The following is a 15683-nucleotide window of genomic DNA, read 5'->3' as shown; positions in this document are numbered from 1 at the left end:
ACAGCGCCGTCGCTGGGACACCTGCCCTGATCACCGGTTCGGCACGGCGCTTCAGGCAATCGGCTCCGTACTGAACTCGGCGTGCAGGCGACGAAGATGGTCCACTTCCCGTACGGGGCCGGTGAGCGTGACCCGTGAGGTGAGCCGTGGCTCCGTACTCGATGCGCCGAACCTCAGCTCCAGCTCCCCCGGTTCCACGATGCGGAGCCCGTCCCGGCCGGTGAAGGCGGCCAGGTCCGCGGGGACCGTCGCGTGAACGCGTACGGCCTGGCCCGGGGCGAGTTCCAGCCGGACGTAACCGACGAGGCGCTGAACGGGCTGGACCACGGAGGCGACCGGGTCGTGCAGATAGAGCTGCACCAGCTCGGTGCCCTCCCGCGTGCCCGTGTTGCGGACGGTGAACGCCAGCCCGAACGCGCCGTCCGTGGCCGCCTCGTCGCACTCCACGGTCAGGTCCGTCCACGCGAAAGTGGTGTACGTCAGGCCGTGCCCGAAGCCGAAGGCGGGTGTCGGGTCGATGTTGGAAACCTCGCTGGAGTGACCGAGGCGTGCCGCCAGATAGGTGGACGGCTGGGCGCCCGGGTGACGCGGGACGCTGACCGGGAGCCGGCCGGCCGGAGCGGTCCGCCCGCCGAGTACGGAGGCGATCGCTCGTGTGCCCTCCTCACCGGGGAAGAAGGACTGGACGACGGCGGCCGATTCGGTCGCCGCCCGGCCCAGCGCGTAGGGCCGGCCGGCCACCAGCGTCACCACGACCGGCGCCCCGGTGTCGAGAAGCGTGTCGAGCAGCTGTTGCTGGACGCCGGGCAGTGCCAGCGACTCGGCGTCGCAGCCCTCACCGCTGGTGCCGCGGCCGAAGAGTCCGGCACGGTCACCGAGGGCCACGATCACGATGTCGGCGCCCCGGGCGAGTTCGGCGGCCGCCGCGAACCCGGTGGTGTCGGTTCCGTCCACGCTCGCGCCCGGAGCGACGACGATCTCACTGTCGGGAAACTCCGCAGCCAACGCCTCGCGCAGCGTGGGCAGTTCGATTCCGAGCGGGACCTCGGGGTGCTGGACGCCGACGTGGACCGGGAAGGCGTAGCAGCCCAACACGGCTGTCGGCGCCTCCGCGTTGGGGCCGATGAGCGCGATCCTCGCCGGCGGTGCGCTCCGCTTGGGTGCGTGGGCGGGAGACAACGGCAGGATGCCGTCGTTGCGGAGGAGTACGACGGCCTGTTCGGCGATCCGGCGGGCGAGGGCCCGGTTGTCGTCGGAGTCCAGGCGCACCGAACCGCGTTCCGTCCCGGCGTCCGGGTCGGCATCGTTGTCCGGGCCCGCTCCGGCGAGTGCCGGCGGCGCAGCGCTCCAGCCCCGGTCGAGCAGACCGAGTTCGGCCTTCTGCACGAGGACGCGGCGCACGGCGCGGTCCACCAACGCCTCGGGCACGCGTCCCTCGGCGACCGCTTCCAGCAGGGGTTCGCCGAACGTCTTGACCGTGGGCAGCTCCACGTCGACGCCCGCGGAGAGCGCGGCACCGGCCGCCTCGCCGAAGGTCCCGGCGACTCCGTGCAGGGTCTTGAGGAACGCGATGCCGAAGTAGTCGGCCACGACGGTCCCGGTAAAGCCCCAGGTGTCCCGGAGAAGCCCGGTCAGCAGCCGCTCGTCGGCGGCGGAGGGGATGCCGTCGGTGTCGGTGTAGGCGTGCATGACCGACCGTACGCCGCCCTCCCGCACAGCCATCTCGAACGGCGGCAGGATGACATCGGCGCGCTCGCGGGCTCCCATGCCGACCGGAGCGAGATTGCGCCCGGCCCGGGAGGCGGAGTATCCGGCGAAGTGCTTGAGCGTGGCGACGATGCCTGCCGACTCCAGGCCCTGGACGTAGGCGGTGGCGACGGTGCCCACGAGGTAGGGGTCCTCGCCGATGGTCTCCTCGACCCGGCCCCAGCGTGCGTCGCGCACGACGTCGAGGACCGGGGCGAGGCCTTGGTGGATACCGACGGAGCGCATGTCGCGGCCGATGGCGACGGCCATCTCACGGATCAGCCCGGGGTTGAAGGTGGCGCCCCACGACAGCGGCACCGGGTAGGCGGTGGCGCCCCAGGCGGCAAAGCCCGCGAGGCACTCCTCATGGGCCAGGGCAGGGATGCCGAAGCGGTTCGCGCGGGCGATCCGCCGCTGGGTGCGGGCCAGCGAGAGCGCGCCGACCGCCGGGTCGACAGGTGCCGTGCCGAACGGCCGGGTCAGCTGGCCCAGACCGTACGGCAGCAGCTCGTCGAGGTCGATCGCCTCTTCCATGTCGTGCTGGTGGGGGGCGACTTCGCCGCCTTCGTCGGATGCCCCCACCCAGACGCCGAAGAGCTGGGCGATCTTCTCCTGGAGGGTCATCTCGGCGATCAGGGCGTCGGCGCGCCTGCCGGCGTCGAGGGAAGGATCGCTCCAGAGGGGGGCGGTGGAGTCGCTCTCCACGGCCACGTCGTCCTCCACAGCCACGTTGTCGGTCACTTTCCTCCGACCCCCATCAGCCCCTGGACCAGAGCACGACGGGCGAACAGGTAGACGAGCAGGATGGGAAGCATGGACAGGACCACGGCGGCGAGCAGGCCGGGAATGTCGACCCCGTGTTCCGTCTGGAAGTCGTACAGCCCCATAGTGATCACCTTGGTCTCGGCGGACTGGGTGAGCACCAGCGGAAAGAGGAAACCGTTCCACGCCTGGAGGGCGGAGAAGACCACGATCGTCGACAGGCCGCTCCGGGAGAGGGGGACGACGAGTTGGAAGAAGGTCCGCCAGGGGGATGCGCCGTCCACGGTCATCGCCTCGTACAGCTCCGGGGTGATGTCACGCATCACCCCGGTGAGGATGAGCGCGCACACCGGCATCGCGAAAGCCGCGGTCGGCAGGATGACGCCGATGAGGTTGTCATAGAGACCGGCCTTGCTGATGACGTAGAACATCGGAACGATCACGGCCTGCGAGGGGATCGCGAGGCCCAGGAGGAAGAGCCGGAAGACGACCCCGGTGGTCCTGCCCTGACTGCGGACGATCGCGTACGCCAGCGGCGGTACGAGCAGCAGGACGATGCCGACGACCGCCACGGTGACGATCACCGTGTTGAGGAAGTACTGCGCGAAGCCGTCGTTGAGATCGTTGATGTAGTTGTCGAGCGTGAAGTTGTCGGGGAAGGCGAGCGGGCCGTTCGCCGCGTAGTCCGCCCGGCTCTGGAAGGTCGCGATCAGCATGACGTACAGCGGCAGACCGACCAGGAAGAGCCATACGAGCGAGCCGAATCCCGCCAGGTAGTTGGGACGGCGCTTCATCACACGCCCTCCTGGGTGCTGCGCATCTTGTCGTAGCCCGACAGCCGGACCATGATCAGCGAGATGAGCGTGGCGACGACCACGAGGAGCAGCGCGATGGCGGCGCCCGTGCCGAAGTCGAAGCTCTTGAAGGCCTTTTGGTACATGTAGTAGGCGCTGATCGTGGTGTCGGTGCCGGGGCCGCCCTGGGTGAGGATCAGCACGGTGTCGAAGGTCGTGAGGCCGCCGACGACCATGAGGATCACCGAGGTGATGATGCTGTTGCGCAGCTGCGGCAGCGTGATGTGGATGAACTGCCGGACCCGGCCGGCCCCGTCGATCTGGGCGGCCTGGTAGAGGACTTGGGGGACCGCGCGGGCGGCGCCTTGGTAGATGAGCGTGTGCAGGGGCGTGAACTGCCAGGTGGCGACGAAGACCAGGACGCCGATCGCGGTCGCCTGCTTGCCGAGCAGATTGCCGTCCCCGAAGAGCCACTCGGCCTGCGAGGGCACGCCGAAGTTGGGGTCGAGGACGGCGCGCCACAACACGGAGACGGCCGTGATGGAGAGCAGTAGCGGGACGAAGTAGACGGCGGTCAGGACCGCCCGGTTCCGCTGGCGGCCCGCGGCCCAGACACCCAGCAGGATACTGACCGGGGTCTGGACGACGACGCCGAGGAGGGTGAGCAGGACGCTCAGCCAGAGGCTCTCCAGCATGACGGGGTCGTCGAGGAGCTTCGACCAGTTGTCGGGACCGACGAACTCGGGTTCGCCGAGGCCGTTCCAGCTCGCGAAGGACAGCACGACGAGCATGCCGAGCGGGACGATGGCGAAGAGCCCGAAGAACACGGCGGCAGGGGCAGCCCAGGCGAAGCCCGGGCGGCCCACGCCGGTGCCGGCCCGTCCGGGGGTCCGGCCGGTCCGTTCGGGGGTCCGGCCGGCCCGTTCGGACTGCTCGCTGTCCACGGCGGATGCGGTTGCGGAGGTCATGTCACCTGATCCGGATCAGTGGTGGGGTCAGGCGGCCGGCAGGGACTGCATCTGCTTGATGAAGGCGTCCGCGTCGATCTGGCCGTTGAAGAACTGCTGGACGGCCGCGTGGATCGTGGTCGTCGCCGCGGGCGGGTACGCCTGGTCCCAGGAGAGCTGGAACGCCGGGGCCTTCGCCACCAGGTCGTACTGGAACTTCGAGTACTCCGGGCTCGCCGAGGTGTCGAGGAAGTCGGGGGTGTTCGTCGTGGTGGGCAGATTGCCGATGGACAGCTGCGCCTTCACGAACTCGTCCGAGTACATGAGCTTGAGGAAGTCGGCGACCGCTTCGGGGTGCTTGGTCTTCTTCAGCACCGAGTAGTAGTTGTTGGTGTTGCCCGCGAGATTGCCCGGGTCGCCCTTGCCGCCGGATATGGTCGGGAAGGTGCCGTAGCCGAGGTCGCTCTTGGCGAAGTCCGGGTGAGCGTCCTGGAGGGTCGAGTACTCCCAGGAGCCCATCAGTTCGAAGGCGGCCTTGCCCGTGGCGAGCAGGGCCGGGGAACCGCCGTCGGTGAACTTCACCGAGTCGTAGTTCGTGCCGAAGGCGCCCGCGTCGACCAGCTCCTTGATCAGGGAGAGGGCCTTCTTGCTCTCGGCGCTCTCCCAGGCGCTCTTGTCGCCCGTCATGGCCTTCTGGAACAGCTCGGGCCCGGCGACGCGGTCGTACACGTACTGGTACCACATCTGCGTCGGCCACTTGTCGCCGCCGCCGAGCGCGATCGGGGTGACGCCCTTGCCCTTCAGGGTCTTGACCGCCGCGAGCAGCTCGTCCCAGGTCTTCGGCGGGGTGATTCCGGCGTCCGCGAGGACCTTCTTGTTGTGGAACATCATCACGGGCTGGGTGCCGCGCATGGGCACGCCGTACGGCTTGCCGTCGACCACCGCGGTGTTGAACACCGAGGGCAGGAACTTGTCCTTGAGGCTCTGGTCCTTGGCGATGAAGTCGTCGAGCGGCATCAGCAGCCCGGCGTCGACGAACGGCTTGATGGAGCCGCCGCCCCAGTTGAAGAAGACGTCCGGAGCCTGCTTGCCGCTGATGACCGTCTGCAGCTTGGCCTGGTAGTCGGCGCCCGGGATGGTGTCCAGGACGGCCTTCACGTCGGAGGTCTTGTTGAAGGTGTCGACCAGCTGCTTCTCGACCTTGTTGGCCGCATCGCCGTAGACCAGGACGTGAATCTCGTCGGCCCCGCCGGCCGAGCCGTCGGAGTCCCCGCCGCAAGCGGACAGTGAGAGCGTCATGGCCAGCGCCACCCCGCCGATGACGGTGGCCCGGGAGAACCGTACGCGTTGCTTCATCGCCTCGCCTCTCGAAACTATTTCGGTACGACTACCGAAAGTTCACGAGAGGGGACGCTAGGGTTCCCCACTTGGGGGGTCAACCCCGGAACACCGCGTTACCAAAGCGTTACGCTGCTGCGGCGCTGGTACGTGCCTTATGCTCCCTGCCATGCGCGATGACGAGGAGATGGGCCGCATCACCCTGGCCCAGGTGGCTCAGAAGGCCGGCGTCTCCATTTCGACAGTTTCGAAAGTCCTCAACGGCCGGCAGGACGTGGCCCCTCCCACGAGGACCAAAGTGGAACGCATCCTGGAGACCCACGCCTACCGACGCACGACGAGGTCGTCCCAGGAGGCGCCGCTCATCGAGATCGTCTTCCACGAGCTGGACAGCATCTGGGCGCTCGAGCTGATCCGCGGCGTGGAGAACATCGCGAAGGCCAATCAGGCGAGCGTGGTGCTGACCGAGAGCGGCACCCGCCACTCACCGGATCCCGACTGGATCGAAGGGGTCCTGCAGCGCAGGCCCATCGGCGTCGTCCTGGTCTTCTCCGCCCTCCCCCAAGCGGTCAAGCAGCAACTCAGAGCCCGTTCCATTCCGTTCGTCATCATCGATCCGGCCGGCGACCCCGACCCCGACGTACCGTCCGTGGGATCCGCCAACTGGGCCGGCGGACTTGCCGCCACACGGCATCTGATCGAGCTCGGACACCGGCGTATCGGCATCATCACCGGCCCTGACGACATGCTCTGCTCCCTGGCCCGCCTCGACGGCTACCGCTCGGCGATGAGCATGGCCGGACTGGCGACCCCACCCGAACTCATCCGGTTCGGCGACTTCCACGTGGAAGGCGGATACGACCGGGCGATGGAGATGCTGAGCCTGCCGGAGCGGCCCACCGCCGTCTTCGCCGGCAGCGACCTGCAGGCCCTCGGCGTCCTGGAGGCGGCACGCGTCAACGGGCTGCGCGTCCCGCAGGACCTCTCCGTGGTCGGCTACGACGACGTCCAGGTCGCCCGCTGGTCCAGCCCGGCACTGACCACGGTCCACCAGCCTTTGCGCCAGATGGCCGAGGAAGCCGCCCAGATGCTGCTGCGGCTGCGCACGGAGGAACCGTCGTCGACGAGGCTGGAACTGGCGACGAGCCTGGTGGTGCGAAAGAGCACCGCGCCACCGCAGACGGACTGACCCGAGCGCCGTACCGAGCGCCATCGGCGAGCAGGACGGACGGCTAGCCGTGTACGGCGGTGGTCACGGGAGCCACTCCCCCGCAGCCCGAGGCATCCGGTCGGCTCCCGGGCATCCATCAGTGCCCCGCGCTCTGTCCGCCGGCCACATGCGAGACCTCTCCAGTGACGAAAAGGGGCTGCTCCAGGCAGAGGACGGCCCGGAGTGTCACCGCCTTGCCGCCGGAAGTCTCGTCCCGCCGAGCCGACGTGCGCGGAACCGTGAGCACCGGCGCAGGACCGGGTCATCCCTCCAAGCCGTAGCGCCGGCGTGCTTCGGCCGCCGTCTCCGGCGCGACCTCACCGCGACGAGCCAGTTGGTCGAGGGCCGCCACCACGATCGACTCGGCGTCCACCTGGAAGTAGCGGCGTACCGCGTCCCGGGTGTCCGACAGGCCGAAGCCGTCCGTGCCCAGCGACGAGTAGTCCTGCTCGACCCACCGGCTGATCTGGTCGGGCACCTGCCGCATCCAGTCGCTGACCGCGAGGACCGGCCCCTGCGCTTCCGACAAGGCGCTCGTCACATACGGCGTACGCTCCTCACCGCGCAGCCGCGCGGCGTCCGCGTCCAGCGCGTCGCGGCGCAACTCCGTCCAGGACGTCACCGACCAGACGTCGGCGTGCACGTCCCAGTCCGAGGCGAGAAGTTCCTGGGCCTTCAACGCCCAGTGGATGGCCGTGCCCGAGGACAGCAGTTGGATACGCGGGCCGGTTGCCGCCGAATCCCCCTGCCGGAACCGGTAGATACCGCGGACGATGCCGTCCTCCACCGACGGATCGGTCGGCATGGGCGGCTGCAGCTTGGGCTCGTTGTACACCGTCAGGTAGTAGAAGACGTTCTCCGGCTGCTCGCCGTACATGCGCCGCAGCCCTTCACGGACGATCACCGCGATCTCGTAGGCGAAGGCAGGGTCGTAGCTGATCGCCGCCGGATTCGTCGCGGCCAGCAGGTGGGAGTGCCCGTCGGCGTGCTGCAGACCCTCACCCGTCATCGTGGTGCGCCCGGCCGTCGCCCCGACGGCGAATCCGCGGCCCATCTGGTCGGCGAGCGCCCAGAACTGATCGCCGGTGCGCTGGAACCCGAACATGGCGTAGAAGATGTAGAACGGGATCATCGGCTCGCCATGTGTGGCATAGGCGGTCGCCGCGGCGGCGAACTCGGCCATGGAGCCGGCCTCGGTGATGCCCTCGTCGATCAGCTGGCCGTCGCGTGCCTCCTTGTAGTACAGCAACTGGTCGGCGTCGACCGGGTCGTAGGTCTGCCCGTCGGGTGAGTAGATGCCGGCCGACGGGAACAGCGACTCCATACCGAAGGTGCGGGCCTCGTCGGGAATGATCGGCACCCACCGGGCGCCGGTCTCCTCGCCGCGCATCAGGTCCTTCACCAGGCGCACGAGAGCCATGGTGGTCGCCACCTCCTGGTTGCCGAAGCCCTTCTTCAAGGATTCGAAGGGCCGCTCAGCCGGCTGCGGCAGGGGGTCGGCCACCACCCGGCGTACCGGGGCGGGCCCGTCCAGAGCGACCCGCCGGTCACGCAGATAGCGCACCTCCGGCGAGTTCTCGCCGGGATGGAAGTAGGGCACCAGGTCGCCGCTGAGCGCGCTGTCGGGGATGGGAAGTTCCAATCGGTCTCTCATCTGCCGGAACTGTTCCATCGTCAGCTTCTTCATCTGGTGGTTCGCGTTCCGCGCCTCGAACGCCGGGCCGAGTGTGTGTCCCTTGACCGTCTGCGCGAGGATCACCGTCGGCGCGCCCTTGTGCTCCACCGCGGCCCGGTAGGCGGCATGGACCTTGAGCGGTTCGTGACCGCCACGCGAGGTGGCGAACATCTCCATCAACTGCGCGTCGCCGAGTCCGGCGGCCACACCGGACAGCGCGTCCCCGGTGAAGAAGTTCTTACGGATGTAGGCCGCGTCTCTCGTGGCGTAAGTCTGCATCTGGGCATCGGGTACCTCGCCCAGGCGGCGTACCAGGGCACCTGTGGTGTCCTGCTGAAGCACCGGGTCCCAGGTTTCGCCCCACAAGGACTTGATCACGTTCCAGCCCGCGCCGCGGAACCGGGCCTCCAACTCCTGGACGACCTTGGAGTTGGAGCGGACCGGTCCGTCCAGCCGCTGGAGGTTGCAGTTGACGACGAAAGTGAGGTTGTCCAGCCGTTCGCGTGCGGCGAGAGCGAGAGCTGCCATCGACTCGGGCTCGTCCATCTCCCCGTCCCCGAGAAAGGCCCACACCCGAGAACCGGAGGTGTCCTTGATACCCCGGGCCTGAAGGTAGCGGTTGAATCGCGCCTGGTAGATCGCGCCGAGCGGGCCCAGCCCCATGGACACGGTCGGAAACTCCCACAACCACGGCAGCCGGCGGGGGTGAGGGTAGGACGGCAGCCCGTGGCCGTCCGCCTCACGACGGAAGGCGTCCAACTGCTTCTCGCTCAGGCGCCCTTCCAGAAACAGGCGGGCGTAGATGCCCGGCGTGGCATGGCCCTGCAGAAACAGCTGGTCGCCGGAACCGTCGGTGTCCTTGCCCCTGAAGAAGTGGTTGAACCCGATCTCGTACAGCCAGGCCGCCGAGGCATACGTCGAGATGTGGCCGCCCAGTCCCAGACGGGAGCCGCGGGAGACCATAGCGGCGGCGTTCCACCGGTTCAGGGCGGTGATCCGGGACTCCATCGCAAGATCGCCGGGAAAGTCCGGCTGCGCCGCCACAGGGATGGTGTTGATGTAGTCCGACGACACCAGGCCCGGCAGAACTATCCCGGACCTGGTCGCATGCTCGTACACCCGTCGCATCAGGTACGCCGCGCGCTCCGGCCCGGCGCTTTCCACGACGGCATCGAGGGAGGCCTGCCACTCGGCGGTCTCCTCGGAGTCGCGGTCGGGAAGCTGGTCGAGCTCGCTGATTGCGGACGGGGCGGTGGGCTGGGTGGCCGGATCACTCATAACAGCCTTCTCACAGCATGGGGGCCTGTGCGGCACCGGGGCGGGCCATCGGCCGCCGCTACCGACGGCCGATGTGTCATGGCGAGGCAGCGTCGACGAAGCCGACTCACCACACCTAGGACAAGGCCCGTGCCGCGGTTGTGACACCGCGCGCCAAGCTGGGATCCACGTCACATTCCGCATGGTCGGACGGGCGTGCGTCCTCTCCATGGAGCGGCCCTCGGCGAGGAGACCCCCATGCGAACCGGGCGAATGACCGCTTGTTGGGCGGGGGTGCCCGAGGAGACGTGGACGACGTCAGTAATGATTTAGCGTTCAATAACGTGCTGTGTACAGTGCATGTGCCGGGCCGGCCGGGACTTCCGGCCCCGGGGCCCTTGCCACACGTTCCGTGGCATCAGGCAATCCGAGGTCGGGCTTCAAGCAGGGCTGTGCGACACAGGTCATGTGGGAGACAAGCGATGAAGACAGTTGAACTGGGCAGTCAGGGACTGACCGTGTCCTCTCAGGGATTCGGCGCCATGAGCATGAGCGGGGTGTACGGCGCCAGTCATGACGAGACGGAATCCATCGCGACGCTCAATCACGCCGTGGACCTCGGGATCACCCTGTTCGACACGGCAGAGTCCTACGGCCCCTTCGAGAACGAACGACTCCTGCACCGCGCACTCGGCCATCGCCGCGACGAAATCGTCCTGGCGACGAAGTTCGGCCTCGACTTCACCGACGAGGGTGCACCCGGACCGCTGGACGGCCGGCCCGAACACATCCGCCGCGCCGTCGAACGGTCGCTGCGCCACCTGGGCACCGACGTGATCGACCTCTACTACATGCACCGCCTGGACCCCGACACCCCCGTCGAGGAGACCATGGGCGGCATGGCAGAACTCGTCACGGCCGGCAAGGTGCGCTACATCGGCCTGTCGGAGGTGTCCGCCGCGACGATCCGGCGCGCCCACGCGGTGCACCCGCTGACCGCCGTGCAGTCGGAGATGTCGCTCTTCAGCCGCGACCTGCTGGACAACGGGACCAAGGCCGTCCTGGACGAACTCGGCATCGGGACCGTCGCGTACTCGCCCATCGGCCGCGGATTCCTGTCCGGCTCCATCCGCAGCGTGGACGACCTGGCGCCCGACGACTCGCGCCGAGGACTCCCCCGCTTCTCGCCGGAGAACATCGCGGCCAACCTCGCGCTGGTCGACCACGTACGCGCCATCGCCGAGCGACGTAATGCCACGCCGGCCCAGGTCGCGCTGGCCTGGGTGAGCGCACAGGGTGCGGTGGCGATCCCGGGAACCAAGCGCCGCAGGTTCCTCGAGGAGAACGCCGCAGCCCACGACATCGAACTGAACGCCGAGGAGCTGTCCTCCTTGGACCAAGCCGTCCGACCGGACAACGTCAGCGGCGCACGGTACACCCCGCAGCAGCTCGCCTCGACCGACCGCTGACGTCCCGGATCCGTCGGAACGTGCTCCTACGAGGAGTGGAAATCGATGCGTGAGTGGGTTCCACGGTCTCTTTGGACAGCGGCAGCGGCCCGGGCCTGCTTGCACTGAACACCGCGGCGCGGCCGCGTGCCTGGATGAACGCCACCATCGGAGCAGGCGCGCAGCGGGCGTTGATGGGTAAAGGCAGCGTGCGCTGTACACCGCTTTCCGATGGCGTACTCACCTTGGGTTCCGCTGCCTGCGCTACCACCGTCACGGACGCGCAGGGACCCGCTAGCTGCTCTCCTTCGGAGTGAGGTCCACGTCCCGACCGCGTTTGAGATCTCAGTCGATCGTGGCGTCTTCGTGCTCTACCCTCTGCGGGTGATCGATGAGACGTTCCCTTTCGTCGGTGAGTTCAGAGAGCTTGGGCACGGCAGGGCGGACGGAGCGTCGCTCCGGTCCGCCGTTCGCGCCCAGGAACCGGAAAACGCTCGCGAGTTGGTCGAGTACCTGCGCGCTGGTACGGTCCTGGCCGCCACGACCACGCTCGTGCACGACGTGCTGAGCCCCAACAATGCCGTGATCGGCGGGTTGCACCTGCTGACGGACGGACGCTGGTTCTGGTACTCGGACCTGGCCCACTATGTCGAGCGTCATCATGTGGCGCTCGACCCGCGGTTCATCGCGCACGCCTGCAGCAACGACTGGACTGCTCCGTGCGTCAGTGACGCTGACCTGCTCGTGCTGGAGGCGAAGCTTCTCGGGGACGCAGTTGACTGAACGTCCGCTGCGAGCCGGCGTGTCCGGTCAGCTTGCAGCGAATCGGGTGAGCGGCCGGGGGCCAGGCCGTGACGCCGGTCCTTTGCGGGTGAACCGCCGAAGCATGATGCCGATCATCGCCCGACAGATCATGGTCTCGGAGTGGGCCGGGCTGGTCTCGTAGTCCCTTGCCAGGCGCCGGTGGGAGGCGAGCCACGACAGCGTGCGCTCTGCCGCCCACCGCTTGGGCTGGACTTGGAAGCCGCGCCGGCCGGGGTCCTCGCGGACGATCTCCAGGTCGCGGCCGTGGATCTGCGCGGCCCAGTCGACCACGCGGCGTCCTGCAGCCCTGTTTCGCATCGACCCCGATCCGCGACGAGTTCCGGGAGCACTGCTGTGGCTTTCAGGACGGGGCCGGCCCGTCCTCCCGGCCTCTGTCTCTGTCTCTGTCTCTGTCCGGTTCGACAGCACCGTCGGCTGGGGGAAGCAGTGCGTCCCTGAGCTCCAGGCTCTGTTCCTCGGCATCCAGGTGCCGCTGCACCCTGCGCAGCACGATGTCATCGATGCGCCCCTGGTTGCGCAGTTCAGCGAGGGCGGTGCGCTTGACCTCCAAGAGGGCTTCCTCGAGGGCGAAGACGGCACTCACCTGACGGCGCATACCACTGGCCCCCGCGTCGTGCAGCTCGCCGGCGCCCAAAGCCATCTGCTTGTTGAGATCGGCGGTGATGTAGGAGCAGGCGTCACGGGGGACGTCGAATCGGCTCACCAGGGCAGGCATTTCGGTGAGCGCGGTTGCGGCGAGGTGACGTACGGCGAGGTCGACCTCGTCCGCTTCCGTGACGTCTTCGCTGAAGTGCGCACGGCGGACGACCGGGGGAAGGGCGGGGCCGAGGAGAGCCAGGGTGACCACGATGACGACGACGGTGATGAAGATGACCGCGTCGCGCTGTTCGAGGGGCCGGCCGTCCGTCGTCGTCGCCGGGATGGCCAGTGCCGCGGCGAGGGAGATCGCGCCTCGCATCCCGGCCCACGCCAGCGGGAGTCGTTGGCGAGCACTGATGCGACGCTCGCGCTGTTGCGGTCGGCGATCGATGAGCCGGACCAAGTAGGGCACGGTGTAGAACCATGCGATACGGACGCTGATGACGGTGGCACTGACCGCTGCCGCGATGCCCGCCGCCTGCAGCAGTGAGATGGAAGTGAGCGCCCGGACTGCGGCCGGCGTCTGGATGCCGATGAGGACGAAGAGGGCACCGTTGAGAAGGAAGGTCGTGACTTCCCAGAAGGAGACGGACTGAAGACGGGCATCGGGCCCGATGATCCTCGGGCCCACCCGATTGGTGATCAGCCCGCAGGTGACGACAGCCAGGACACCCGAGACATGCAGCGCCTCTGCGGGCAGAAAGGCGATGAAGGGTGTGGCGACGCTCAGGCCACTGTGCAGAATCCCCTCGTGCAGATGGCGGCGCACCGGGATCAGGGCGAATGCGATGGCAGCACCGATGGCCACGCCACCTGCGTAAGACTCTACGAACCGCAGCGTTGTAGTGGCCCAGGAGAAGGGCTCACCGGCGGTCAGCAGTTCCAGGCCCACGGCGAGCAGGACCAAGGCGGTTCCGTCATTGAGCAGGCTCTCGGTACGCAGCAACGTCAGGATGCGACGGGGCATGGCTCTGGCGACTGCAGCCACGGCGGCCACGTCGGTGGGGGCCAGCACGGCTCCCAGGACGAAGGCGAGTGGCCACGCGTACCCGAGGCCATGCGCGACCGCGGCAACGGCGAGTGCTGTCACCAGCACCAGTCCAGTCGCCTGCAGGGCAATGGATCGGAAGTTGCTCTTGATCTCGCGCAGGGAGGCGGTGAGCGACTCCCAGTACAGCAGTGCCGGGAGGAAGATCATCAGGATGACGTCGGGTGGGATGTCGACATGCTCGAAGGGTGGCGTCAGGCCGATCAGGATGCCGCCGGCCAGCAGGAGCATGGGTTCACTCAGGTGCAGTCGGCGTGCCGTCCAGCTCATGAGGAGAACGGCGGCCAGGACCACCACGATGAGCTCCAGACCTGCCATGGATGCTCCTTTCCTGGCGTCGCCGTGATGTGGCGGCTGGAGTTCAGAGAAGGTACTGCCACTTGGTCATGCGGTCCTGGAGATCTACCGTCTCGCCGTCGAGTGTGAACGTGCCGTCACCACGGTGGTGGAACATCTGCGGGTCGGTGCGTGAAGGGTCGACCCAGGCTTTGACCGCTTCGAGTACGAACAGGTCGTACGAGTCAACAAGGGCCGTGTCGACGACGCGGCATTCGATGTTGGCGAAGCATTCGGCGATCAGCGGCGCCTGGACGCTCTCTGCGTCCACGGGCGTCAGGTCGAAAGTCTGGAACTTGTCGACCTCCTGGCCGGAGCAGTTGCCCACGTCGACCACAATCTCGGCAAGTTCGCTGCCGGGGATCGAGATGACGCATTCATCGGTTGCGCGCAAAGCGGCGTAGCTGTGATCCCAAGGTCCGATGGTGCATCCGATCAGCGGCGGTTCGTGCCGGACCATCATGTTGAAGCCGTTGGTCATCACGTTGGGGATGCCCTCATGCCGCGTGGTCACCAGAATCACGGGGCCGGGCTCGATCAGGCGATGCACCTGATTCAAAGGGTGTTCCTGCAAGTCACTGGCAGTGGTCATCGCTGGCCTCTCCTGGACGTACGGGTGAGCCGGGAAATGTGCGCCGCTGTTTGTCGCGGTGTTGTTTCCTCAGCTTCTTGTTGTACGCATCAGTCTGCCCAGCACGCGACAAGGCTGAAAGGCCGGGATTTTCCTGGGTGCACGACAGCCAGGCTGTGGTCAGGACGCCGCAGTGAGCGTCCAGGAGCCGTTGTGCGCGGCTAGCGGTCGACGCCGGCCCGGTCCGAACCGGCCTCTTCGCGCTGAGCTTCGAACGTGGACCGGAGCTCGATGAAAGCGGCGGCCGTCCGGCTGGCGGGTTCGGCCTGGTAGACGACCAACTGCTGGTGGGCTGCCCCGTTGACCGTGAAAGCCGAGAACTGGATCTCCAGGTCGCCGACCTGGGAATGCCGAAGAGGCTTGGTCTGTCGAGTTTTGGCCTTCACGTCGTGGCGTGCCCACAGATCCGCGAATTCCGGGCTCTTGGTAGAGAGGGTCCGGACGACTTCGTTGATCCGTGGCGACTCCGGATCGTATCCGTAGGCGGCACGGAGTTCGGCGACGCAGGAGTGTGCGGCTCTCTCCCACGCCTGGTAGAAATCGCGTCCGGCAGGGTCGACGAACACCATGCGAGCCAGGTTGTCGAATCGCTGGAATCCGCTGTGCAGGGCAGCAGCAAGACTGTTGCGGGCCAGCACGTCCAGGGCCGGGCCCAGGACGAAGGCAGGGGTGTCCGGCCAACTGTCGAGGAGCTGCAGAAGCTGAGCATCGACCTGCTCATCGCCGGCCACGAGGCGGCGGCTTTCGTACGGCGCCCGGGTGAGCCTGCGCAGGTGCTCGACAGCTTCGTCATCAAGCTTAAGGGCCGTCGCGACTGCATCAACCACCTGAGGCGAAGGACTCTTCTCGCGACCCTGCTCCAGGCGCATGTAGTAGTCGGAGCTGACGCCGGCCAGCAGGGCGACTTCCTCGCGGCGCAGGCCGGGAACTCGCCGGCGGCCGTGCTCGGGCAGTCCCACATCCTGCGGCTTGAGGGCTTCGCGCCGTGCTCTGAGGAAGTCTCCCAGCGGGGTACCGTCGCTCATGG

12 protein-coding genes are annotated in these 15683 nt (G+C 67.8%); 3 read left to right on the top strand and 9 right to left on the bottom strand.

Features of this window, described 5'->3' with window-relative positions; all coding sequences use genetic code 11:
* Nucleotides 1–51: 51 nt before the first annotated feature.
* Genes OHA05_RS35620 through OHA05_RS35605 form a run of 4 tightly spaced genes read right to left on the bottom strand, consistent with a single transcriptional unit; the run spans nt 52 to nt 5605 of the window.
* A complete protein-coding gene (locus OHA05_RS35620; RefSeq protein ID WP_443043861.1) occupies nt 52–2451 on the bottom strand; it encodes a beta-glucosidase in 2400 nt (799 codons plus the stop codon).
* A gap of 32 nt (nt 2452–2483) precedes the next feature.
* The gene (locus tag OHA05_RS35615; protein WP_313942084.1) at nt 2484–3302 is read right to left on the bottom strand and encodes a carbohydrate ABC transporter permease; all 819 of its coding nucleotides are present in this window, start codon (nt 3300–3302) and stop codon (nt 2484–2486) included.
* On the bottom strand, nt 3302–4270 hold the full coding sequence (locus OHA05_RS35610; RefSeq protein WP_328862893.1) for a carbohydrate ABC transporter permease: 969 nt from the start codon (nt 4268–4270) through the stop codon (nt 3302–3304). Before OHA05_RS35610 ends, OHA05_RS35615 begins: the two co-directional genes overlap by 1 nt.
* 27 nt (nt 4271–4297) lie before the next feature.
* Nucleotides 4298–5605 (bottom strand): ABC transporter substrate-binding protein, encoded by a 1308-nt coding sequence (locus OHA05_RS35605; protein WP_328862892.1) that lies wholly within the window; start codon nt 5603–5605, stop codon nt 4298–4300.
* A 139-nt stretch (nt 5606–5744) separates the two neighbouring features.
* Between OHA05_RS35605 and OHA05_RS35600 the strand changes: the two genes are divergently transcribed.
* Complete coding sequence (locus OHA05_RS35600; protein ID WP_328862891.1) at nt 5745–6776, top strand: LacI family DNA-binding transcriptional regulator; 1032 nt, start codon at nt 5745–5747, stop codon at nt 6774–6776.
* A 283-nt stretch (nt 6777–7059) separates the two neighbouring features.
* On the opposite strand, the gene aceE is transcribed toward OHA05_RS35600, so the two are convergent.
* Nucleotides 7060–9750 (bottom strand): pyruvate dehydrogenase (acetyl-transferring), homodimeric type, encoded by a 2691-nt coding sequence (gene aceE, locus OHA05_RS35595; RefSeq protein ID WP_328862890.1) that lies wholly within the window; start codon nt 9748–9750, stop codon nt 7060–7062.
* 461 nt (nt 9751–10211) lie between these two features.
* On the opposite strand from aceE, the gene OHA05_RS35590 reads away from it, so the two are divergent.
* Entirely contained in the window at nt 10212–11198 is a 987-nt protein-coding gene (locus OHA05_RS35590; RefSeq protein ID WP_328862889.1) for an aldo/keto reductase, read from the top strand.
* Between the two features lie 363 nt (nt 11199–11561).
* Nucleotides 11562–11960, top strand: coding sequence for a hypothetical protein (locus OHA05_RS35585; RefSeq protein ID WP_328862888.1), 399 nt, complete (start codon nt 11562–11564; stop codon nt 11958–11960).
* Between the two features lie 27 nt (nt 11961–11987).
* Here the strand turns inward: OHA05_RS35585 and OHA05_RS35580 are convergent, their stop codons facing one another.
* The 4 genes from OHA05_RS35580 to OHA05_RS35565 all read right to left on the bottom strand — a co-directional run bounded on the left by OHA05_RS35580 (nt 11988) and on the right by OHA05_RS35565 (nt 15681).
* Entirely contained in the window at nt 11988–12299 is a 312-nt protein-coding gene (locus OHA05_RS35580) for a transposase (protein ID WP_328862887.1), read from the bottom strand.
* A 43-nt stretch (nt 12300–12342) separates the two neighbouring features.
* A complete protein-coding gene (locus OHA05_RS35575) occupies nt 12343–14007 on the bottom strand; it encodes a Na+/H+ antiporter (RefSeq protein ID WP_328862886.1) in 1665 nt (554 codons plus the stop codon).
* A gap of 43 nt (nt 14008–14050) precedes the next feature.
* Nucleotides 14051–14617 carry a flavin reductase family protein gene (locus OHA05_RS35570; protein ID WP_328862885.1) on the bottom strand — a complete coding sequence of 189 codons (567 nt, stop codon included), beginning with the start codon at nt 14615–14617 and terminating at the stop codon, nt 14051–14053.
* Between the two features lie 200 nt (nt 14618–14817).
* A complete protein-coding gene (locus OHA05_RS35565; protein ID WP_328862884.1) occupies nt 14818–15681 on the bottom strand; it encodes a helix-turn-helix transcriptional regulator in 864 nt (287 codons plus the stop codon).
* Nucleotides 15682–15683 lie beyond the last annotated feature (2 nt).

The sequence above is a fragment of the Streptomyces sp. NBC_00306 genome (assembly GCF_036169555.1).
In the GTDB taxonomy this organism is placed as follows: Bacteria; Actinomycetota; Actinomycetes; order Streptomycetales; family Streptomycetaceae; genus Streptomyces; species Streptomyces achmelvichensis.
This window is presented reverse-complemented; position numbering and strand designations above follow the sequence as displayed.

Bases quoted from the DNA above. Each gene is read 5' to 3' on its own strand.
- OHA05_RS35615 (WP_313942084.1), bottom strand. From the start codon at position 3,302: ATGAAGCGCCGTCCCAACTACCTGGCGGGATTCGGCTCGCTCGTATGG.
- OHA05_RS35610 (WP_328862893.1), bottom strand. From the start codon at position 4,270: ATGACCTCCGCAACCGCATCCGCCGTGGACAGCGAGCAGTCCGAACGG.
- OHA05_RS35605 (WP_328862892.1), bottom strand. From the start codon at position 5,605: ATGAAGCAACGCGTACGGTTCTCCCGGGCCACCGTCATCGGCGGGGTG.
- OHA05_RS35600 (WP_328862891.1), top strand. From the start codon at position 5,745: ATGCTCCCTGCCATGCGCGATGACGAGGAGATGGGCCGCATCACCCTG.
- aceE (WP_328862890.1), bottom strand. From the start codon at position 9,750: ATGAGTGATCCGGCCACCCAGCCCACCGCCCCGTCCGCAATCAGCGAG.
- OHA05_RS35590 (WP_328862889.1), top strand. From the start codon at position 10,212: ATGAAGACAGTTGAACTGGGCAGTCAGGGACTGACCGTGTCCTCTCAG.
- OHA05_RS35580 (WP_328862887.1), bottom strand. From the start codon at position 12,299: ATGCGAAACAGGGCTGCAGGACGCCGCGTGGTCGACTGGGCCGCGCAG.
- OHA05_RS35575 (WP_328862886.1), bottom strand. From the start codon at position 14,007: ATGGCAGGTCTGGAGCTCATCGTGGTGGTCCTGGCCGCCGTTCTCCTC.
- OHA05_RS35570 (WP_328862885.1), bottom strand. From the start codon at position 14,617: ATGACCACTGCCAGTGACTTGCAGGAACACCCTTTGAATCAGGTGCAT.
- OHA05_RS35565 (WP_328862884.1), bottom strand. From the start codon at position 15,681: ATGAGCGACGGTACCCCGCTGGGAGACTTCCTCAGAGCACGGCGCGAA.